The organism is Pseudomonas sp. RC10-4-2, assembly GCF_050433085.1.
GTDB classification, from domain to species: domain Bacteria; phylum Pseudomonadota; class Gammaproteobacteria; order Pseudomonadales; family Pseudomonadaceae; genus Pseudomonas; species Pseudomonas aeruginosa.
Genome location: NZ_JBNPXX010000006.1, coordinates 93,332 through 113,892, shown reverse-complemented (window position 1 = coordinate 113,892; position 20,561 = coordinate 93,332). Strand labels below are relative to the sequence as shown.

Genomic DNA, 20,561 nt, shown 5'->3' with positions numbered 1-20,561 from the left:
AGATCCCCACAATAGATAGGGATTTCAGGGAAGAATACGATGGCATGGCAAGTCATACTCCAACTCGACGAGCAAGCCTACTCGCCCGGCGTCGTACAACGAGCGGCCTACAGCATCGCCAGGGACTTTGTCACAGAAGTCCGGATGCAGGGCCAGCGAACCACCCTTCTGGTCACCCCCAATCCGACCTCAGCCAACGCAGCCACGTTCTGCCCCGAGCAGGTCAAATCCCTGCTGCTCCAGCAGCTGAATGATTTCGTCCTGCGCGAACGAATCCAGCAGGAAACCGCCGGCATCAGAGAGGTTCTGATCCGCACGGCACTGGTCGGCTGTAGCTATTGAATGGGGAGCGTCATCGCCACGGACGGTAGCTACCGACTACTGCCCTTCCGCTTCATGCGCTTGAACGGCGATAGCACAAAGAATGTGCTGATCACCGGGGATACCGGCGAACACCTGTTCATCTCGGACCCGCAATTGCGTGAACTGCTGAGCAAGCGTCTGCGTCCAGGAACTTCGCTGTACAAAGACCTACTAGCCAGGCATTTCATCTATGAGCCCGGCAGGCATGACCCGCTGCCGGAGATGGCCGCACAATACCGCAGTCGTAAGGACTTTCTTCTACAGGGTCCCGCTCTGCACCTCTTCGTCGTCACCTTGCGCTGCAACCATACCTGCCAGTACTGCCAGGTCTCGCGAGCACCGCTTGCCGGTAGCGGTCACGACCTGTCCGAACAAGACGCTATGGACGCAGTGGAGCGCTTGTTCGAATCCGCAACCCCCACTCTCACTGTCGAGTTTCAGGGTGGTGAGCCTTTGCTGGCCTTCGAGCGCATACGTCAGATCATCGAGCGTGTGGTCGGGCAAAACGAGACCGAACAGCGCGACATCCAGTTCGTCATCACCAGCACATTGCATCACCTGACTGATGAGATCCTGGATTTTGCTCAGGAGCATCGCATCCAGTTTTCGACGTCACTGGATGGGCCTGCCGCGCTTCACAATGCCAACCGGCCCACCCCGACGCGCGACTCCTACGCACGAACCCTTGAAGGCATTCATCGCGTTCGCGAGCGTCTAGGTCACGATGCAGTATCTGCACTCACGACACTAACCGCCAAAAGCCTGGAACAGCCGCGAGCAATCATCGACGAGTACGTAAAGGAGGGCTTCTCCAGCATCTCTCTCCGCCCGCTCAGCCCCTATGGTTTCGCCTCCAAAAGTGCGCAGCGTCTCGACTACCCGATGGAGCGGTACGTTCGTTTCTACAAGGAAGCACTTGCCTATCTGCTGGAGTTGAACCAGCAAGGCATCTACCTCTCCGAGGGCTATACCGCACTACTGCTGAACAACGTCTTGACGCCTTTCTCATCCAGCTACGTCGACTTACGTTCCCCCATGGGCGCTGGAATTGGAGCTCTCGTTTACAACTACGACGGCTATGTCTATCCATCCGATGAAGCCCGGATGCTCCTGGAGATGGGCGAAGACGGATTGCGACTGGGCACTGTTCGACAACCGCTGCGCGAGTTGCTGAACGCGCCCGTGATGAGTCTGCTGCTCGAAGCAGGCATCGCGGAAGCCTTGCCTGGCTGCAGCGATTGCGCGTTGGTCCCATATTGCGGCGCCGACCCCGTTGAACACTTTGCCCGCCAGGGTGACCCGATTGGGCATCGCGCCTTCAGTAGTTTCTGTGAAAAGAACATGGGGCTGCTTCAGCACCTGTTTGGTCTGCTGCGGGATGGAGACGAGAGTACCCAGCGTGTCCTGCTGTCCTGGCTGACTCGCCGTTCCTTCGCTGATATCCCTCACGTCGGTTACAGGGGGTAGCTCATGCTGCGCAGAGAGACTCAATTCGACATCCAGAACCTGTCCGGCCCGCGCCTGTTAAAAGTCATCACTACCAGCGAGCTCATCGAGAAAGGCACAGCCGTCTGTGCCGGTCATGCAACGTTCAACGACCTGGCACTCTGGGTCGAGGCACATGAACTACGAGGACACCCTGGTCTACGAGCGCTACCGGTAGGCGCCTTCCTGTGCCCGGACCAAGACACGCCGGATTTGCCCAATGCGGTATTGCAGCTTCGGGCGCCGAAAGATCCACATGTCGTGCGTCCCGGGGACGTCATTGCGCTCTCGCCGGCCAGCAACCTTGTGCGTGTGCTGTATCGGCGTGGGGCCAACTCCAACCTGCTGTTCATCACCGATCGCTGCAACAGCTTGTGCCTGATGTGCTCACAGCCACCGAAGGACATCGATGACCGCTGGCACATCAAGGAAAACCTTCGCTTGATCGACCTGATGGATGCAGGTGGGGAGCACCTCGGCATCAGCGGCGGCGAACCGACACTGTATCGCGAAGGCTTGTTGGAGATTCTCGCCAAGTGCAGGGCCGTGCTGCCGGAGAAATCGATCCACTTGCTCAGTAATGGCCGGCTACTAAAGGACTCCAGCTGGATACCCGAATTGAAACAGTTGGAGCACCCGAGCCTGAGCTGGGGAGTCCCACTCTATGGCGATAATGCCGACGACCACGATCACGTCGTCCAGGCGCCTGGAGCCTTCAGCGAAACCATGCAGGGGCTATACAACCTCACCCGAGCCAACCAGATCGTAGAAATCCGCGTGGTCCTCAATCGTCTGACCACACCCAGGTTACCTGAGCTGGCCCATTTCATATTTCGCAACCTTCCTTTCGTTCGCCACGTGGCTCTGATGGGTATCGAAAGTACCGGCCTGGCGAAGAAGCATTATGAGGAGCTCTGGATAGACCCATTGGATTATCAAGAGCAGCTCAGCCAGTCCGCCTTTTTCCTGCACAACCGTGGCATCCCGGTTTCTATTTACAACCTGCCCTTGTGCGTATTGCCTGCGCAGTTGTCGCACTTTGCTCGGCAAAGCATTTCCGACTGGAAGAACCTGTTCATCAACGCCTGCCAAAGCTGCGCTGCAGCAAGTCACTGTGCAGGCTTCTTCAAATCCCACACCGACCGCTGGCAAAGCCGCGGTATTCGTCCGTTTTCCACGGAAGAGGTCGCCACTTATGCAAGGAGTGCTTCATGAGTTTGCTTGATCGTTGGAAGACTCTGATCGGCCACATCACCCTCCTGCCGGTCGCCGGCACTGCTTTTGCTCAAGCCAGCCAGCTGCCTCTCGCCGATACAACCTGGGAGCCACGCAGCGACGCGCAATCGCCCGTATTCATGAACACTCTGAACGCCCCAGATGCCGTAAACATCTATGCCGCGCACCGCTCGCACAGTTCCCACCGGTCGCATAGCTCACACAGCTCGCATTACAGCGGATCGGGTGGGTACAGCGCCCCTCGCTACTACAGCCCACCGGCCGCTCCCACGCCGAGTTACACCCCGAACAGCTACTACAGCACGCCCAGTACTTCGAGCAACAGCAGCCGATCAAGTACTAACTTCAACAGCCCCCCATCGCCCTCCGTGGATACGACGACCAAGACCGTACCCGCGCGTCCCGCGGCGGGCGAGCTGTCCAACCTGGTGATGCGTGTGCAGACCGCGTTGATGGTGCGCAAATACTACGAAGGTGCGATCGACGGAATCTTGGGCAAGACAACTCGCGGCGCGCTGATGTCCTTTCAGATGGACAGTGGATTGGACATCAACGGCCGGATGGATACAGCGACGCTGAATGCGCTCGGCATCCGCATTCCTTGACCAGAGGCGAGACGACCAGAACATGACAATGCATGACATCAAGTCCAATCTTCATCCCTGCGCCCATTGCGAAGGCAGCGGAACCTGCCGCAACGGAGAGCAGCAGCTGTCCTGCGCGGGATGCATCAAGGAGAGCGAGCTGAAGGGAAAAAGCTTTGCAGGATTGCCCTGCATGGTGTGCGGTGGGATCGGCCAGGCTGAACCGAAGACCGAACGCATCAATAAGCGCATTCCAGCACTCGTCGGATTCATAGTTGTTTTTATGCTGCTTGGCGGCGTACTGATTTGCGGAGTTCTACAGAGCCGCTACTTTAGCGAAGTACTAGCATTCGCCGGCCCCTTGATCGGTAGCGTACTGGCGTACTACTACTCGGCTCAGCGCCATTTAACAAACTAACGTCGCGATGCAATGCCGGTCATCAAGCATCCGCGCTTCAAGCGTTGAGCCAGGACTCCATCGTTTCACTGCTGTACTCGGTCCTCCAGGCCGTGAGAGCTTTGGGATTACCACCCGTGGTTTCGGCGATTTTGGATCAGAAGCTGGTCGCAGCCAAGGGCCGCACTCGGCCAGAAGCGGACGAACGCCCTTTCAGAGACTCAACAGGGACAGGACTGCTGGGTGACCTGGATAGAACCAGTACCCCCATCGCCCAACAGGCCAAGCACGAAGAGAACTGGACTGCCGCAACAAGGCAAGGCCAAGTGGGGCAGCGGCACCAGCCATGACGAGCATCGCCAGTGTCTCCGGCGTGCCCCCAAACCGACCAACCAGCGATTACTACCCACAGGAACAGACTACGGTTTGGCTTGAACAATATAGGTAGAGCGAAATTAATCGTAGTCTGTCCCCGATTATGCAAGAGCAACGTCGATGCGGTGGAGTGGCTTTCGTCGCTCCAGAGTATGGCCAAAAGGGCATTGGCCGGCGATTAAGGCAGCGTTATTCCCTTTCATTGAGAGGGAATTGCGGTGCGCAAACATCAATTGCTAGGCACGCCGAGGAATAGCTAGTCCCGGCCTGGTTAGCTTGGGCTCGGCTTGGCATGGAACGTAAATGGCATAGACAGGGCGCCTTTGGCGCTCTTTCTATTCTTGGCGCTGGAGATCTGAGATGGTTATTTGATATTCTTTTCTGGATGGATATACAGTTCTTGCTGTAGTGCCGTTATGACACTATTGAAGATCAACCAGAGAAGGATCTCCAAATGTTTTTCCTCAAGCACGCCATCATCCATAGCTTCACCAAAGAAGCTCACACCGACGTAATTGGTAATGTCGTCAAAAAAGACATCGTTCTAGATACCGAGAACCGGGCGCTAATCGCGTTGGCGCAAGGCATTAATGGTCTGATTGGCACCACTGGCAATAGCGTTGTTTACGGCCAGTTTTCCAATGATGGGCGACAAGGGCCTTTCCCTGCTGCCTTTGATGCGTACACCGGCAACCTGCCTGACGCTACAGCATTTCTTTCGCTCTCACATCTCGTGATGGATCAACTGGTCGAGCAGGCAGCAAAGCGCGTGCTGTCGACCGGCGGCCATATCCTGTGCGCTCTATATGAGTCCCAAGGGTCCCAGTTCTTCCTGGTCGCCAGCATGAAGCAGAGGGGAGGCATCCAGCTCGATGAGAACTATGTACCCAAAGAGATTCAGGAAATTGATCTGAATAAGGTCCAGCAGGCTGCCCGTATCAACGTCAATGACTTTGTATACATCACGCACCAGCTTGCTCAGGAAGAGGCTGAAATTGAGGATGATGCGGAGGCTAAAGAAGCTCTGGAAGAGCGTATTGATACGACTTACCTCTGCTTCGTAAGCCGCGGGAGAGACAGCCAAGCGTCTGACTATTTCATCTACGCGCTTGGGTGTGCGAAAGGCGTTGCATCTGGCAGAGCTACGAAAGGAGCAATCGATGCTGTCGTCGCGTTCTTTCAGTCCAAACCAGCGCTAAAGGGGTTTAGCTACAAAGCCAAAGAAGCGGTAATTAAGTACCTCGAAAGACAACTGGAAGATAAAAAGCCAGCGCGACTGGATGGTGTTTGCCTCGCGGCTGTAAAGAATGTGCCCGAGGACCTTGCCGAGCATATTGAAGGCATTAAGGACTTCCTTAATGATGAGAAATATAAGGTTCCGGTAGAGTTCTCTGTTAACGCAAAAGGCCTTAAAGAGAAGACCCGAATTAAATCTGAGGCTGCAAGTTGGTCTATTCAGTTCGAGCGCGGTGCCTTAGGCAAAGAGGAAGTTGCAGATGTTTTTTATGATGAGGAATCCAAGAGGCTAATCTTGACTAACTTGCCTGATTCTCTAATCTCTCTGATTGAAGAAGAGATAGCAAGCAGGGATAAATAATGTTCGCCAATGTCGTTGACTTATATAGATCAACAGGTCGTAAGCCAGTTGTAGATGGCGCCTTTTCCTATGAGGGGGGATACGACAAAGGCCTTGCAGATAAGCTTGAAGCTCTGAAAGAGCTACCTCAGCACTTTGGCCGTTTTTTGGAAGTGGAGACCTCACCTGAAAAAGGGTGCTCATTTACTTTTAAGCTACCATCTAATGAGTACGGTAAGTTCTTTCCAGATATCAAGACGCTCTTGGCTGGTAGTACTTCTATTAATAAGGGCGTGTTTCCTGAAAACATCTACATAGTAGATCTGAACTGGATGTTTTCAGAAAAGAATGCACCCGAGCCAATAGCAAACCTCAAGAAGGTCTGTAGGCTGGTGCATCTGCTCTCAGAGTTGGCCATAGGGGTTGACCGGGAAACGAATCGGGCCTTTTTCAATCTATTTTTCGCCCTACCTCAAGATGGAGTGAAGCCTCCGCGCACGTTCCTGATTGCTACCAAGGTTACTCCTGAGATGGCAGAGGTACGGCTGAATCATTTGGACCTACTGGAGCAGATTCTCCACCCTAAAAATTCCAGCAAGCCTAACCTACTTGAGCGCGTGATGATGTTCAGGTTGTCCATAGCTGATGTTTTAGATACGGCCGGGGACTGTGGTAACCCATTCATGATTGTAGTTCAAGAATGGAGTAAGATTCTCTCTCAATACCGAATTAATCTTCAGTCTTATGTTCATGGATTTTCATTCGAGAAGGTTCGGCAGGAGGTCGCTCGCGCTGAGCTGGAGTATGCGAAGAGCTTAAGCGAGATTCTTGGTGATATTGCAGGCAAGCTACTTGCGCTGCCTGTGTCTGTCGCCGGGATTTTATTGGTATACAAGAGCAATGACCCCCTAGAAGTGTGGGTGCTATCAGTTGGACTAGTGGTTGTTTCGTTCATTCTACTGTCAACGATTAAGAATCAGAAGCTTCAGGTAAAGAGGCTTCAGCACAGTTTTACCATGGCGTTTGAAGATTTTGAGTCTAGGATTAATACATATCCTAGAAGAATTCAGGAGTTGCTTGCAGAAACCGCAACCCAACTTGAGGTGCAAGTAAGATCGTTAAATAATACTTTCGAAATATTGGGCAAGGTTTCGTGGTTGCCCGTATTAGGCGTTGCGGTAATTCTTGCAACCAAAGTAGTACTCTTTTTCATTGGGTGACTGCTATCGCCTGATAGCGTGCGGAACATCGCAAGGCCTCCAGCCCGCTAAAAACATCTGAACAATCAGCGGAACAATTGGGGACAGACCACGGTATTAGTCCTGAGGGGGGCGGCTTTTGGCCGCTTGCTGCCAGTCTTCACTGGATCTTCGGGAACCCCAAGCACTCGAAATCACCATGCTGTGTGCTGTTCAATACCGAAACCGGTAGGAAGCACTGTCTGAAGATGGCACATTGCCAACAAAATACCACTCCCCGCTGCCGTAGTTTTATCGTTGTTGCCAGCCCCTGATCTGGCGGAAAAGCCCGCTCCATGAATCGTCATGGAGCTTCCCATGTTTCAACTCCTTTCCTGGATATCCAGGAAGCCGTCCCCCACCCCACCAACCAAAGCTGCCCCAGGGGGATTCCTCCCCCCTCTGAGCAGCATAGAACTGCTCGGCACGCCTCGGCGCCGGCAGCTACTGGAGAACATCTGGCAACGTGCCTCGCTATCCAAGCAGCAATTCGAGGAGATCTACCGGCGGCCACTGGCCAACTATGCCGAGCTGGTCCAGCAGCTCCCAGCTTCAGAAAACCATCACCATGCCCATCCAGGCGGGATGATCGATCACGGCATGGAGATCGTGGCCTACGCACTCAAGGTACGGCAGACCTACCTGCTCCCGATCGGCGCAGCGCCGGAGTCACAGTCAGCCCAGGCTGAAGCCTGGTCGGCCGCCGCGGCGTATGGCGCCCTGGCTCACGACATAGGCAAGATCGTCGTAGACCTGCAGGTTGAGCTGCAGGACGGCAGCACCTGGCACCCTTGGAACGGACCGATCAACCAGCCTTACCGCTTCAAGTACGTGAAGTCCCGCGAATACCAGCTCCACGGCGCTGCCTCAGCACTCCTCATCCACCAACTGCTACCGCGCTCTGCACTCGATTGGCTCAGTCGCTTTCCAGAGCTGTGGGCTCAATTGATCTACCTGTTCGCTGGGCAGTACGAGCACGCAGGGATCCTCGGCGAGATCATCGTGAAGGCAGACCAGGCCTCAGTCGCACAGGAGCTAGGAGGTAATCCGGATCGAGCTCTGGCTGCACCGAAGCAGTCGCTGCAGCGGCAGTTGGCAGACGGCCTTCGCTTCCTGGTGAAGGACAAGTTCAAGCTGAATCAACCTGGCGGCCCGTCCGATGGATGGCTGACCCAGGACGCACTCTGGCTGGTGAGCAAGCCAGCAGCCGATCAACTAAGAGCCTACCTGCTGGCCCAGGGTATCGATGGGGTGCCCTCCTCCAACGCGCCGTTCTTCAACATGCTCCAGGACCAAGCCGTCATCCAGACAAATGCCGAGGACAAGGCCATCTGGACGGCCACGGTAGACAACGGTGCTGGATGGAGAAACAAGTTCACGCTGCTCAAGATTGCTCCAGCCTTGATCTGGACAGACCCTGCCGAGCGCCCCTCACCCTACAGCGGATCAGTCGTCGTTGAGGATGGAACCGCCTCAACGGAAAAGTCGGAAACGACCTGTGAGATTCCCAACGAACCGGCTGAACAGCAGCAAGCACCAGAAACCAAGATGACGCTCCGCCAGCCTTCGCCAAGCATTGCGAAACCGTCAAACGAGATGCGGGCGATTGCGAAGCCCTCAATTGTTGATCAGGAAGAAACGGACGATTTATACGCACTTCTTGGTAATATCAATTCGCCACCAGAAGAACTAGACACTAGCCACGACTCGCCGGCTACTTCTCCTACGAACACGCGCGGGGAGGAAAACCTACAGCAGCCACTAAGGACCACGGAGCCAATAGATTGCGCTCCTGAAGCAATTGAAGATGTATTTATGCCTAGTAGAAGCACTGATCTGGGACAGGGATTCGTTGGCTGGATGAAATCTGGCATCGCGGCCCGTCGCCTGTTCATCAACGACACCAAAGCCTTGGTACATACCGTCGATGGGACCGCCATGCTGGTCACGCCAGGAATTTTCAAACGCTATGTCCAGGAGCATCCGGAGCTTGAGAAACTGGCCCAAGCCAAGGAGACTACCAGCTGGAAGCTGGTGCAGCGCGCGTTCGAGAAACAGGGTCTTCACCGGAAGACCAGTAAGAATCTGAACATCTGGACCATCAAGGTTTCTGGTCCTCGCAAGACGAAGGAGCTCAAGGCCTACCTGCTCCAGGATCCCAACTTGCTGTTCCCTGAGCAGCCTCTGGACAACCCAAGCCTCACGGTCATCACCGATGCCGAAGGAGGTGTGGAATGACGCCGCAGCAGCTCACCGAAGAGTACATCTTCGCGCACGATCTCCGGGAAGCCAGCGCGAAGATCTACCGCGCCGCGACCAAGGCGCTGCTGAAGCACTTCGGTCCTACGGCAACCGTACAGGACGTGGACCACAGGGCTGCCCTGGGATGGCGGCGCAAGGTACTGGAACAAGGCCTGTCGAAGCGAAGCTGGAACACGTATTCGAATCATCTGCGAACGATCTGGGGCTATGCCATCGAGCACGAGCTGGTGACACACTCCCAAGTCAACCCGTTCAGAAAGACCACCGTCATTCCCCCCAGGCGAGCAAGCAAAACCGTCGCCGCCGAAGCCATCCTGCGCGCTCGCAATTGGCTCAACATGCAGGACGGCGCCGAGCGCTGCACCGGCGAACGCGCACGGATCACACCCGCCTGGTTCTGGCTTTGCACGTTCGAGGTCTTCTACTACACCGGCATCCGGTTGAATGCGCTGCTGTGCATCCGCAAGCGTGACATCGACTGGGATAATCAACTGATCCTCATCCGTGGCGAGACAGAGAAGACTCACAAAGAGTTCGTAGTGCCAATAACGGAGGGGCTTGTGCCTCACCTATCGAGGCTCCTGCAGGAGGCCGATAGAGCCGGATTCGCCGATGACGATCAGTTGTTCAACGTCAACCGGTTCTCACCGCACTACAAGAGCAAGGTAATGAACTCCGACCAGGTCGAAGCCATGTACCGGAAGTTGACCGAGAAGGTTGGGGTGCGGATGACCCCGCACCGTTTCCGGCACACCCTGGCCACCGACTTGATGAAGGCACCTGAGCGGAACATCCACCTCACGAAGTGCCTGCTCAACCACTCGAATATCCAGACCACGATGAGCTACATCGAGGCCGACTACGACCACATGCGTGCCGTGCTGCATGCTAGAAGCCTGGCCCAAGGCGCGCTGGAGAATGTCAGGAAGGTGGATTACAGCGGCTCCCCGCAAGCCTCTGCCAAACCGAAGCCATGCGGGCAACCTCTCGCTCGAGAGGGTGGAGTACCGCCACCGGAGGCCAGGACAGAGCCTGCAGAACCAAGGGAGCACACACCGGGGACAGGCATTCACGGAGGTCCAACCGCGTGGGAAGCAGAAGCGCTACCACAACCACCTGACACCTTCGAGCAAAGCGTGCTGTTCACTCTGATGGCTCAACACTTATCGAACCGTGCCGCCACGGCACCCGCGGCTCCCGCCGCAACAAGTGGATCTGGTGGATGGGGATCTGCCGCCCGAAGCAATCTCACCTAGCGATACCTGTACTGAGGGGCCGGCTACCGGACGAAAGGTAGTCGCGCCTCCCAGCAGATCTCTAGGCCTGCAGGAAAAATCTTGAATTACCGGGAGCGTCTGGATTCCAGCGCCGGCATGCTGGCAGAGCCCCGCAATTTCGCGGTCCAAACCGCGCGTCCCTCTGTAATCGCTGATTACGTCGGGGGCGTTTGCTACGCCTGCAGAATGGTTTCAGGGCCTTAGAAACAGAAAAGCCCACCTAAAAAGGCGGGCTATTCCATATTGACATCACGTCAATGCGGGCCTAATGTTCGGCCCAGACGGCTGCAAGGCTAGAACGGTGCAACACCCCCTTCCTAGACCTACGCAACTCGCCCCTCGAAAATGGTGGGTCGTGTAGGATTCGAACCTACGACCAATTGGTTAAAAGCCAACTGCTCTACCGACTGAGCTAACGACCCAAGTATGAGGTGGTCGGGGTAGAGAGATTCGAACTCCCGACATCCTGCTCCCAAAGCAGGCGCGCTACCGGACTGCGCTATACCCCGATTGGAAGTTGGCTCCGCGACCTGGACTCGAACCAGGGACCCAATGATTAACAGTCATTTGCTCTACCGACTGAGCTATCGCGGAACGTCTTTCTTCCAACCCTGGACGCTTCCGGTGTTGCTGGATTCGCGTCTCAGAGGCGCGCCATTTTACGGATGCGCGCGGGCATGTCAACCCTCTGATCCAAAAAGTTTTTCTTCTTTTTCCACGAGCGGCAAAACGGCCCTTCCACTGCATGCGGCAGCGCTCTCGCTCCTACCGGACGCCCATGAAAAAGCCCCGCCGAAGCGGGGCTTTCCCTGTCCGTCCACGAAGAGGTCAGGCGAAGACGATCTCGTCTCCTTCCACCTTCGCCGAGATACTGGCACCCGGCGCGAATTTGCCGGCCAGGATCAGTTGCGCCAGCGGGTTCTCGATCCAGCGCTGGATGGCCCGCTTCAGCGGGCGTGCGCCATAGACCGGGTCGAAGCCGACGGCGATCAGCTTGTCCAGCGCCTCCTGGCTCAGTTCCAGGCTCAGCTCGCGCTCGGCCAGGCGCTTGCGCAGGCGACCGAGCTGGATCTCGGCGATGCCGGCGATCTGCTCGCGAGCCAGCGGCTCGAATACCACCACTTCGTCGATCCGGTTGATGAATTCCGGACGGAAGTGTGCATTGACCGCGTCCATCACTGCGGCACGTTGCGCCTCGCGGTCGCCGGCCAGCTCCTGGATCTGTGCCGAACCGAGGTTGGAGGTCATCACCACCACGGTGTTGCGGAAGTCCACCGTACGCCCGTGACTGTCGGTCAGGCGTCCGTCCTCGAGCACCTGGAGGAGAATGTTGAATACATCCGGATGGGCCTTCTCCACCTCGTCCAGCAGCACCACCGAGTAGGGCTTGCGGCGGATCGCCTCGGTCAGGTAGCCGCCTTCCTCAAAGCCGACGTAGCCCGGAGGCGCGCCGATCAGGCGGGCCACCGAGTGTTTCTCCATGAACTCGGACATATCGATCCGCACCAGCGCCTCCTCGGTATCGAAGAGGAACTCGGCCAGCGCCTTGCACAACTCGGTCTTGCCCACCCCGGTCGGGCCGAGGAAGAGGAACGAGCCGCTCGGCCGGTTCGGATCGGCGAGGCCGGCGCGCGAACGGCGCACGGCGTTGGACACGGCGACTACCGCCTCGTCCTGGCCGATCACTCGCCGATGCAGCTCCTGCTCCATGCGCAGCAGCTTCTCGCGCTCGCCCTCGAGCATCTTCGACACCGGGATACCGGTCCACTTGGAAACCACTTCGGCGATTTCCTCGTCGGTCACCTTGTTGCGCAGCAACTGGTTCTCGGTCTTGCCGTGCTGGTCGACCATCTGCAGGCTGCGTTCCAGGTCCGGGATGGTCTGGTACTGGATGCGCGCCATGCTCTCGAGGTCGCCCTTGCGCCGCGCCGCCTCCATCTCCTGCTTGGCCTGCTCGATCTTCTGCTGGATCTGCGCCGAGCCCTGCACCTCGGCCTTCTCGGACTTCCAGATCTCCTCGAGGTCGGCGTATTCGCGCTCGAGCTTGACGATATCCTCCTCCAGCTTGGCCAGGCGCTTCCTGGTGGCTTCGTCGTCTTCCTTCTTCAGCGCCTCGCGCTCGATCTTCAGCTGGATCAGGCGACGGTCGAGACGATCCAGTTCCTCTGGCTTGGAGTCGATCTCCATGCGGATGCGGCTGGCGGCCTCGTCGATCAGGTCGATGGCCTTGTCCGGCAGTTGCCGATCGGTGATGTAGCGGTGCGACAGCTTGGCCGCGGCGATGATCGCGCCGTCGGTGATGCTCACCCCGTGGTGCACTTCATAGCGTTCCTTAAGACCACGGAGGATGGCGATCGTGTCTTCCTCGCTCGGTTCGTCCACCAGCACCTTCTGGAAGCGGCGCTCCAGCGCGGCATCCTTCTCGATGTACTGGCGATACTCGTCGAGGGTAGTAGCACCGACGCAGTGCAGCTCGCCGCGCGCCAGAGCCGGCTTGAGCATGTTGCCGGCGTCCATGGCACCTTCCGCCTTGCCGGCACCGACCATGGTGTGCAGTTCGTCGATGAACAGGATGACCCGGCCTTCCTGCTTGCCCAGTTCGTTGAGGACTGCCTTCAGGCGTTCCTCGAACTCGCCGCGGAACTTGGCACCGGCGATCAGCGCCCCCATGTCCAGGGCCAGCAGGCGCTTGTCCTTGAGGCCGTCCGGCACTTCGCCGTTGATGATGCGCTGGGCCAGGCCCTCGACGATGGCGGTCTTGCCGACGCCGGGTTCGCCGATCAGCACCGGGTTGTTCTTGGTCCGCCGCTGCAGGACCTGGATGGTCCGGCGGATTTCGTCGTCGCGACCGATCACCGGGTCGAGCTTGCCTTCCTCGGCGCGCTTGGTCATGTCGACGGTGTACTTGTCCAGCGCCTGGCGCGACTCCTCGACGTTCGGGTCGTTCACCGCTTCGCCGCCACGCAGGTTGGCCACGGCATTCTCCAGCGCCTTGCGCGACACGCCCTGGCCGAGCAGCAGCTTGCCGAGCCTGGTGTTCTCGTCCATCGCGGCCAGCAATACCAGCTCGCTGGAGATGAACTGGTCGCCCTTCTGCTGGGCCAGGCGGTCAGCCTGGTTGAGCAGGCGTGCGAGATCCTGGGACAGGTTCACGTCGCCGGTCGGGCTCTGGATCTTCGGCAGCGCGTCGAGTTCTTTGTTGAGGCCGCTGCGCAGGGCGGCGATATCGAAGCCGACCTGCATCAGCAGGGGCTTGATCGAACCGCCTTGCTGCTCGAGCAGGGCGGAAAGCAGGTGCACCGGCTCGATGGCCGGATGGTCATGGCCAACGGCCAGGGACTGGGCGTCGGAGAGCGCCAGTTGCAGCTTGCTGGTCAAACGGTCTATTCGCATGGGTCGTCCTTCCTTCTATAGAGCGGGCCGGAACGATGGGTGTCCCTGATGAAGAAAAGCCCGCCGAGATGACTCAGTAGATAAGGGCGATTTTCCGCGGTTCAAGCGACCGGACCGTGACATCGGTCAGTTGCCGCCGGATAACCTGCGCGGGCCTAGTCCTGGAGCCAGACCAGGCTGGCAAAACGGCCGGTACGCGACGAGCGGCGGTAGGAATAGAAGCGCGCGGTATCGCTGAAGGTGCAGAAGCCGCCGCCATGCACGGCGGTGACGCCATGGGCGCCCAGGCGGATCCGCGCGAGTCGGTAGATGTCGGCCATGAAGCGGCCCGGATTGGCGCTAGGTACGAAAGCCGAGCGCGCCTCGGCGTGCGCAGCGACGAATGCATCGCGGACCTCGCCGCCGACCTCGAAGGCCTGCGGGCCGATCGCCGGCCCCAGCCACACCAGCAGTTCGTCGCCGGGCACGCCCAGGCTGTCCACCGTCGCCTCCAGCACGCCCGCCGCCAGCCCGCGCCAGCCGGCATGGGCCGCGGCCACGCGGGTGCCCGAGCGGTCGCAGAACAACGCCGGCAGGCAGTCGGCGGTCATGATCGTACAGGCGACGCCCGGCATCGCGCTCCAGCTGGCGTCGGCCCTGAGCACCCGGCTCGGGTCGGCCTCCACCACCGTCACTCCGTGCACCTGGTCCAACCAGCTCGGCCGGCATTCCAGGCGCTCGGTCAGGCGTCGGCGGTTTTCTTCCACGGCGCGCGGATCGTCGTCGACGTGGGCGCCAAGGTTCAGACTGTCGAAGGGTGCCTGGCTGACCCCGCCACTGCGCGTGGTCACGCAGGCCCGCACACGGGCCGGCGCCGGCCAGCCGGGGGTCAGCCAGGCGTTCATCCGACGAACGCCTCGCGATCCTGGCGCAACAGGCTGAGCAGCCAGAGGAAGTCTTCCGGCAGCGGCGACTCCCACTTCATGCGCACGCCGGTGGCCGGGTGATCCAGTTCGAGGAAGCGCGCGTGCAGCGCCTGCCGGGGGAACTCGCGAAGAGTCTGGACCAGGGTCTGGCTGGCCACCGGGGGAATCCTGAAGCGCCCACCGTAGACCGGATCGCCGACCAGGGGATAGCCGATATGGCTCATGTGCACGCGGATCTGGTGGGTACGCCCGGTCTCCAGCTTGACCCGGGTATGGGTGTGCGCACGGAAGCGTTCCAGCACGCGGTAATGGCTGACCGCCACCTTGCCGGCGTCGACCACCGCCATCTTCTGCCGCTGCACGCCATGCCGTCCGATCGGCGCATCGATGGTGCCGCCGGAGGTGATCACGCCGATCACGATCGCCTCGTAGATGCGGCTGACCGACCGTGCCTGCAGTTGCGCCACCAGCTTGGTGTGGGCCTCCAGCGTCTTGGCCACTACCATCAGGCCGGTCGTGTCCTTGTCCAGGCGGTGGACGATCCCGGCGCGCGGCACATTGGCGATGTCCGGGACATGGTAGAGCAAGGCATTCAGCAGGGTGCCGTCCTGATGGCCGGCAGCCGGATGGACCACCAGGCCGGCGGGCTTGTCGATCACCAGGATGTGCTCGTCCTCGTAGACGATTTCCAGCTCGATGTCCTGTGCGAGCCACTCGCCCTGGGCTTCCTGCTCGGCCTCCAGGACCAGTTGCGCGCCGCTGTGGACGATGTCGCGCGGGCGCAGCACGGCGCCGTCGACGGTCAGGCGACCGTCCTTGATCCAGCCGGCCAGACGGGAGCGGGAGTGTTCGGGAAAAAGCTGGGCGGCGATCTGGTCGAGACGCTGGCCACCCAGCTCGAACGGCACCTCGGCCGCGCGTTGAATCATATCGGACATGAGTAGGAGACGATGCTCAGCGCGGCTTTTGGAATCGGCTACGCGCTGTGGTTAAATACGGGGTCTTTGTCCCAGGGGGTGCCTGGGGCGCCAATCATAACAGACGGTTGAGGCCAAGCCGACCGTCCCAGGGACGCAAGCCGCCATGCAAGTGAAACACCTGCTGCTGATCGCCATCCTCGCCCTCACCGCAGCCTGCTCCTCGAACAAGGAGACTGTCGACGAGAACCTGAGCGAGAGCCAGCTGTACCAGCAGGCGCAGGACGACCTCAACAACAAGAGCTACAACAGCGCCGTCACCAAGCTGAAAGCCCTCGAGTCGCGCTATCCCTTCGGCCGCTACGCCGAGCAGGCCCAGCTCGAGCTGATCTACGCCAACTACAAGAACATGGAGCCCGAAGCCGCCCGCGCCGCCGCCGAACGCTTCATCCGCCTGCATCCGCAGCACCCCAACGTCGACTACGCCTACTACCTCAAGGGCCTGTCCTCCTTCGACCAGGACCGCGGCCTGCTGGCGCGCTTCCTGCCGCTGGACATGACCAAGCGCGACCCGGGCGCCGCCCGCGACTCCTTCAACGAGTTCGCCCAGCTCACCAGCCGCTTCCCCAACAGCCGCTACGCCCCGGACGCCAAGGCGCGCATGGTGTACCTGCGCAACCTGCTGGCGGCCTACGAAGTGCACGTCGGCCACTACTACCTGAAGCGCCAGGCCTATGTCGCCGCCGCCAACCGCGGTCGCTACGTGGTGGAGAACTTCCAGGAAACCCCGGCCGTCGGCGATGGCCTGGCGATCATGGTCGAAGCCTACCGTCGCCTGGGTCTCGACGACCTGGCCAGCACCAGCCTGGAAACCCTCAAGCTCAACTATCCGGATAACGCCAGCCTCAAGGATGGCGAGTTCGTCGCCCGCGAAAGCGAGGCCGACACCCGCTCCTGGCTGGCCAAGGCCACCCTGGGCCTGATCGAGGGCGGCGAGCCGCCGCCGCACATGGAAACCCAGGCCGCCAAGGACGTGATCAAGCAGTACGAGGATGCCGAGCGGGAGATCCCCGCCGAACTGAAGCCGGAAAACCAGGATCACAGCGCCGACGACGAGAAGCCGGAGAGCGATGACGACGAAGACTCCGGCCGCTCCTGGTGGAGCTACATGACCTTCGGTCTCTTCGACTGATCGCACGAAACACCGAAGGGAGGCGCAGGCCTCCCTTCTTTTTGCCCGCCGCCATGCCTCTCCCAGCGCCAAACGCCGCACAGCCTGGACCTTCCCGGCTGGGATCGAGCCGGCGGCTTGGCTAAACTGCAGCTTTCTCCAGCCTCCGAGATCACCATGGGCCTTTTCCGCCTCCTGTTCTGGATCGCCCTGATCGCCATCGCGTTCTGGCTCTGGCGTCGCTTTACCCGTCCCACTCCGCGCCAGCAGCAACGTCCGCAGGACGAGCCGAGCGCATCGCCGATGGTCCGCTGCGCCCATTGCGGCGTCCACGTGCCGCAGGCCAACGCCCTCGCCCACGAACAACGCTGGTATTGCAGCCAGGCGCACCTGCGCCAGGACCAGGGCGACCGTGCGCGCTGAACGGCTACGGCTGAGCGAGGAGCAGGGGCAACGCATCCTCCGTCTGTACCACCTGTACCGCCTGACCATCGGCCTGGTACTGGTCCTGCTGATCTCCAGCGACCTGGAAGATCAGGTCCTCAAGCTCGTCCACCCTGAACTGTTCCATGTCGGCAGTTGGTGCTACCTGGTCTTCAACATCCTGGTCGCGCTGTTCCTGCCGCCGTCACGGCAATTGCTGCCGATCTTCATCCTCGCGCTCACCGACGTACTGATGCTTTGCGGCCTGTTCTACGCAGGTGGCGGCGTACCCAGCGGCATCGGCAGCCTGCTGGTGGTGGCGGTGGCCATTGCCAACATCCTGCTGCGCGGGCGCATCGGCCTGGTCATCGCGGCGGCGGCCAGCCTCGGCCTGCTCTACCTGACCTTCTTCCTCAGCCTGAGCAGCCCGGACGCCACTAACCACTACGTCCAGGCCGGCGGCCTCGGCACCCTGTGCTTCGCCGCCGCGCTGGTGATCCAGGCTCTGGTGCGGCGCCAGGAGCAGACCGAAACGCTGGCCGAAGAACGCGCCGAGACGGTCGCCAACCTGGAGGAACTCAACGCATTGATCCTGCAGCGCATGCGCACCGGCATCCTCGTGGTCGATAGCCGTCAGGCCATCCTCCTCGCCAACCAGGCCGCCCTCGGCCTGCTCAGGCAGGACGACGTGCAGGGCGCCAGCCTGGGCCGCCACAGCCCGATGCTGATGCACTGCATGAAGCAATGGCGCCTGAATCCCAGCCTCCGTCCGCCGACGCTCAAGGTGGTGCCGGATGGCCCGACGGTGCAACCCAGCTTTATCAGCCTCAACCGCGAAGACGACCAGCACGTGCTGATCTTCCTCGAAGACATTTCGCAGATCGCCCAGCAGGCGCAGCAGATGAAGCTGGCCGGTCTCGGCCGCCTGACCGCCGGCATCGCCCATGAGATCCGCAACCCGCTGGGCGCGATCAGCCACGCCGCCCAACTGCTGCAGGAGTCAGAGGAACTGGATGCCCCGGACCGACGCCTGACGCAGATCATCCAGGACCAGTCGAAGCGGATGAACCTGGTCATCGAGAACGTCCTGCAGCTCTCCCGTCGCCGCCAGGCCGAACCGCAGCAGCTCGACCTGAAGGAGTGGCTTCAGCGGTTCGTCGACGAATACCCCGGCAGGCTGCGAAACGACAGCCAACTGCACCTGCAGCTCGGTGCCGGCGACATCCAGACCCGCATGGACCCACATCAGTTGAACCAGGTGCTGAGCAACCTGGTGCAGAACGGTCTTCGCTACAGCGCCCAGGCGCACGGGCGCGGCCAGGTCTGGCTGAGCCTCGCGCGCGACCCGGAGAGCGACCTGCCGGTGCTGGAAGTCATCGACGACGGTCCCGGCGTACCGGCGGACAAACTGAACAACCTGTTCGAACCCTTCTTTACTACAGAAAGCAAAGGCACCGGCCTGGGCCTCTATCTCTCCCGCGAGCTCTGCGAGAGCAACCAGGCACGGATCGACTACCGCAATCGCGAGGAAGGCGGCGGCTGCTTCCGCATCACCTTCGCCCACCCGCGCAAACTCAGCTGACGGAAGCCGCACGCATGAGCCGACAAAAAGCCCTGATCGTCGACGATGAACCGGATATCCGCGAACTGCTGGAAATCACTCTCGGCCGCATGAAGCTGGACACCCGCAGCGCCCGCAACGTCAAGGAAGCCCGCGAGTTGCTGGCCCGCGAGCCGTTCGACCTGTGCCTCACCGACATGCGCCTGCCGGACGGCAGCGGCCTCGATCTGGTCCAGTACATCCAGCAGCGCCATCCACAGACCCCGGTGGCCATGATCACCGCGTACGGCAGCCTGGACACCGCGATCCAGGCGCTCAAGGCCGGTGCCTTCGACTTCCTCACCAAACCGGTCGACCTCGGTCGCTTGCGGGAGCTGGTGGCAACCGCCCTGCGCTTGCGCAACCCGGAAGCCGAGGAAGCGCCGGTGGACAACCGCCTGCTCGGCGAGTCGCCGCCGATGCGCGCCCTGCGCAACCAGATCGGCAAGCTGGCGCGCAGCCAGGCGCCGGTCTACATCAGTGGCGAGTCCGGTAGCGGCAAGGAGCTGGTGGCGCGCCTGATCCACGAGCAGGGGCCACGTATCGAGCGGCCGTTCGTGCCGGTGAACTGCGGCGCGATTCCCTCCGAACTGATGGAAAGCGAGTTCTTCGGCCACAAGAAAGGCAGCTTCACTGGCGCTATCGAAGACAAGCAGGGCCTGTTCCAGGCCGCCAGCGGCGGCACCCTGTTCCTCGACGAAGTCGCCGACCTGCCGATGGCCATGCAGGTCAAACTGCTCCGGGCGATCCAGGAAAAGGCCGTGCGCGCGGTCGGCGGCCAGCAGGAGGTCGCCGTCGACGTGCGCATCCTCTGCGCCACCCACAAGGACCTCGCCGCCGAAGTCGGCGCCGGGCGCTTCCGCCAGGACCTCTACTACCGCCTCAACGTCATCGAGCTGCGCGTACCGCCGCTGCGCGAACGCCGCGAGGACATCCCGCTGCTCGCCGAACGCATCCTCAAGCGCCTGGCCGGCGACACCGGCCTGCCGGCCGCCAGGCTGACCGGCGACGCACAGGAGAAGCTGAAGAACTACCGCTTCCCGGGCAACGTCCGCGAGCTGGAAAACATGCTGGAGCGCGCCTACACCCTGTGCGAAGACGACCAGATCCAGCCTCACGACCTGCGCCTGGCCGATGCGCCGGGTGCCAGCCAGGAAGGCGCCGCGAGCCTGAGCGAAATAGACAACCTCGAGGACTACCTGGAAGACATCGAGCGCAAGCTGATCATGCAGGCGCTCGAGGAGACCCGCTGGAACCGCACCGCCGCGGCCCAGCGCCTGGGCCTGACGTTCCGCTCGATGCGCTACCGCCTGAAAAAGCTGGGCATCGACTGAAAGTGAAAAGGCCTGTCCGAAGACA

General features: G+C 60.2%; 17 protein-coding genes and 3 tRNA genes. 13 read left to right on the top strand and 7 right to left on the bottom strand.

The window, feature by feature from the left end:
- Positions 1 to 39 precede the first annotated feature (39 nt).
- Genes hxsD through FHW81_RS24205 form a run of 5 tightly spaced genes read left to right on the top strand, consistent with a single transcriptional unit; the run spans position 40 to position 4,086 of the window.
- Entirely contained in the window at positions 40 to 342 is a 303-nt protein-coding gene (gene hxsD / locus FHW81_RS24225; protein WP_089030148.1) for a His-Xaa-Ser system protein HxsD, read from the top strand.
- A complete protein-coding gene (gene hxsB / locus FHW81_RS24220; RefSeq protein WP_089030149.1) occupies positions 343 to 1,830 on the top strand; it encodes a His-Xaa-Ser system radical SAM maturase HxsB in 1,488 nt (495 codons plus the stop codon).
- Positions 1,831 to 1,833: 3 nt separating this feature from the next.
- Positions 1,834 to 3,063, top strand: a complete 1,230-nt coding sequence (gene hxsC, locus FHW81_RS24215; RefSeq protein WP_089030150.1) for a His-Xaa-Ser system radical SAM maturase HxsC — start codon at positions 1,834 to 1,836, stop codon at positions 3,061 to 3,063.
- Complete coding sequence (gene hxsA, locus FHW81_RS24210) at positions 3,060 to 3,689, top strand: His-Xaa-Ser repeat protein HxsA (protein ID WP_089030151.1); 630 nt, start codon at positions 3,060 to 3,062, stop codon at positions 3,687 to 3,689. Before hxsC ends, hxsA begins: the two co-directional genes overlap by 4 nt.
- A gap of 28 nt (positions 3,690 to 3,717) precedes the next feature.
- Positions 3,718 to 4,086: a molecular chaperone DnaJ gene (locus tag FHW81_RS24205; protein WP_254921536.1), complete on the top strand. Its 369-nt coding sequence runs from the start codon at positions 3,718 to 3,720 to the stop codon at positions 4,084 to 4,086.
- Between the two features lie 37 nt (positions 4,087 to 4,123).
- Here the strand turns inward: FHW81_RS24205 and FHW81_RS24200 are convergent, their stop codons facing one another.
- A complete protein-coding gene (locus tag FHW81_RS24200; RefSeq protein ID WP_425213073.1) occupies positions 4,124 to 4,216 on the bottom strand; it encodes a hypothetical protein in 93 nt (30 codons plus the stop codon).
- A 678-nt stretch (positions 4,217 to 4,894) separates the two neighbouring features.
- Between FHW81_RS24200 and FHW81_RS24195 the strand changes: the two genes are divergently transcribed.
- The 4 genes from FHW81_RS24195 to FHW81_RS24180 all read left to right on the top strand — a co-directional run bounded on the left by FHW81_RS24195 (position 4,895) and on the right by FHW81_RS24180 (position 10,772).
- A complete protein-coding gene (locus FHW81_RS24195) occupies positions 4,895 to 6,037 on the top strand; it encodes a nucleoid-associated protein (protein WP_089030153.1) in 1,143 nt (380 codons plus the stop codon).
- Positions 6,037 to 7,236, top strand: coding sequence for a hypothetical protein (locus FHW81_RS24190; protein ID WP_141137368.1), 1,200 nt, complete (start codon positions 6,037 to 6,039; stop codon positions 7,234 to 7,236). Before FHW81_RS24195 ends, FHW81_RS24190 begins: the two co-directional genes overlap by 1 nt.
- A 336-nt stretch (positions 7,237 to 7,572) precedes the next feature.
- Complete coding sequence (gene mobH, locus FHW81_RS24185; RefSeq protein WP_089030160.1) at positions 7,573 to 9,492, top strand: MobH family relaxase; 1,920 nt, start codon at positions 7,573 to 7,575, stop codon at positions 9,490 to 9,492.
- Entirely contained in the window at positions 9,489 to 10,772 is a 1,284-nt protein-coding gene (locus FHW81_RS24180; protein WP_089030155.1) for a site-specific integrase, read from the top strand. The genes mobH and FHW81_RS24180 overlap by 4 nt, the downstream gene beginning before the upstream one ends.
- Positions 10,773 to 11,139: 367 nt before the next feature.
- Here the strand turns inward: FHW81_RS24180 and FHW81_RS24175 are convergent.
- The 6 genes from FHW81_RS24175 to rluD form a co-directional block, all read right to left on the bottom strand.
- Positions 11,140 to 11,215, bottom strand: a tRNA-Lys gene (locus FHW81_RS24175).
- Positions 11,216 to 11,225: 10 nt separating this feature from the next.
- Positions 11,226 to 11,302, bottom strand: a tRNA-Pro gene (locus tag FHW81_RS24170).
- A 9-nt stretch (positions 11,303 to 11,311) separates the two neighbouring features.
- Positions 11,312 to 11,387 (bottom strand) — tRNA-Asn (locus tag FHW81_RS24165).
- A 234-nt stretch (positions 11,388 to 11,621) separates the two neighbouring features.
- Entirely contained in the window at positions 11,622 to 14,186 is a 2,565-nt protein-coding gene (clpB, locus tag FHW81_RS24160) for an ATP-dependent chaperone ClpB (protein ID WP_003094682.1), read from the bottom strand.
- A gap of 155 nt (positions 14,187 to 14,341) precedes the next feature.
- Complete coding sequence (gene pgeF / locus FHW81_RS24155) at positions 14,342 to 15,070, bottom strand: peptidoglycan editing factor PgeF (RefSeq protein ID WP_003119426.1); 729 nt, start codon at positions 15,068 to 15,070, stop codon at positions 14,342 to 14,344.
- The gene (gene rluD / locus FHW81_RS24150) at positions 15,067 to 16,029 is read right to left on the bottom strand and encodes a 23S rRNA pseudouridine(1911/1915/1917) synthase RluD (protein WP_003094686.1); all 963 of its coding nucleotides are present in this window, start codon (positions 16,027 to 16,029) and stop codon (positions 15,067 to 15,069) included. Before rluD ends, pgeF begins: the two co-directional genes overlap by 4 nt.
- A gap of 145 nt (positions 16,030 to 16,174) precedes the next feature.
- Here rluD and FHW81_RS24145 point away from each other — a divergent pair, with 145 nt between their 5' ends.
- The 4 genes from FHW81_RS24145 (at position 16,175) to pilR (ending at position 20,536) form a co-directional block, all read left to right on the top strand.
- The gene (locus FHW81_RS24145) at positions 16,175 to 17,200 is read left to right on the top strand and encodes an outer membrane protein assembly factor BamD (protein ID WP_003102590.1); all 1,026 of its coding nucleotides are present in this window, start codon (positions 16,175 to 16,177) and stop codon (positions 17,198 to 17,200) included.
- Positions 17,201 to 17,356: 156 nt separating this feature from the next.
- Entirely contained in the window at positions 17,357 to 17,602 is a 246-nt protein-coding gene (locus FHW81_RS24140) for a PP0621 family protein (RefSeq protein WP_003102591.1), read from the top strand.
- Positions 17,592 to 19,184 carry a two-component system sensor histidine kinase PilS gene (gene pilS, locus FHW81_RS24135; protein WP_023090845.1) on the top strand — a complete coding sequence of 531 codons (1,593 nt, stop codon included), beginning with the start codon at positions 17,592 to 17,594 and terminating at the stop codon, positions 19,182 to 19,184. The genes FHW81_RS24140 and pilS overlap by 11 nt, the downstream gene beginning before the upstream one ends.
- A gap of 14 nt (positions 19,185 to 19,198) precedes the next feature.
- Positions 19,199 to 20,536: a two-component system response regulator PilR gene (pilR, locus tag FHW81_RS24130; protein ID WP_003094694.1), complete on the top strand. Its 1,338-nt coding sequence runs from the start codon at positions 19,199 to 19,201 to the stop codon at positions 20,534 to 20,536.
- Positions 20,537 to 20,561 lie beyond the last annotated feature (25 nt).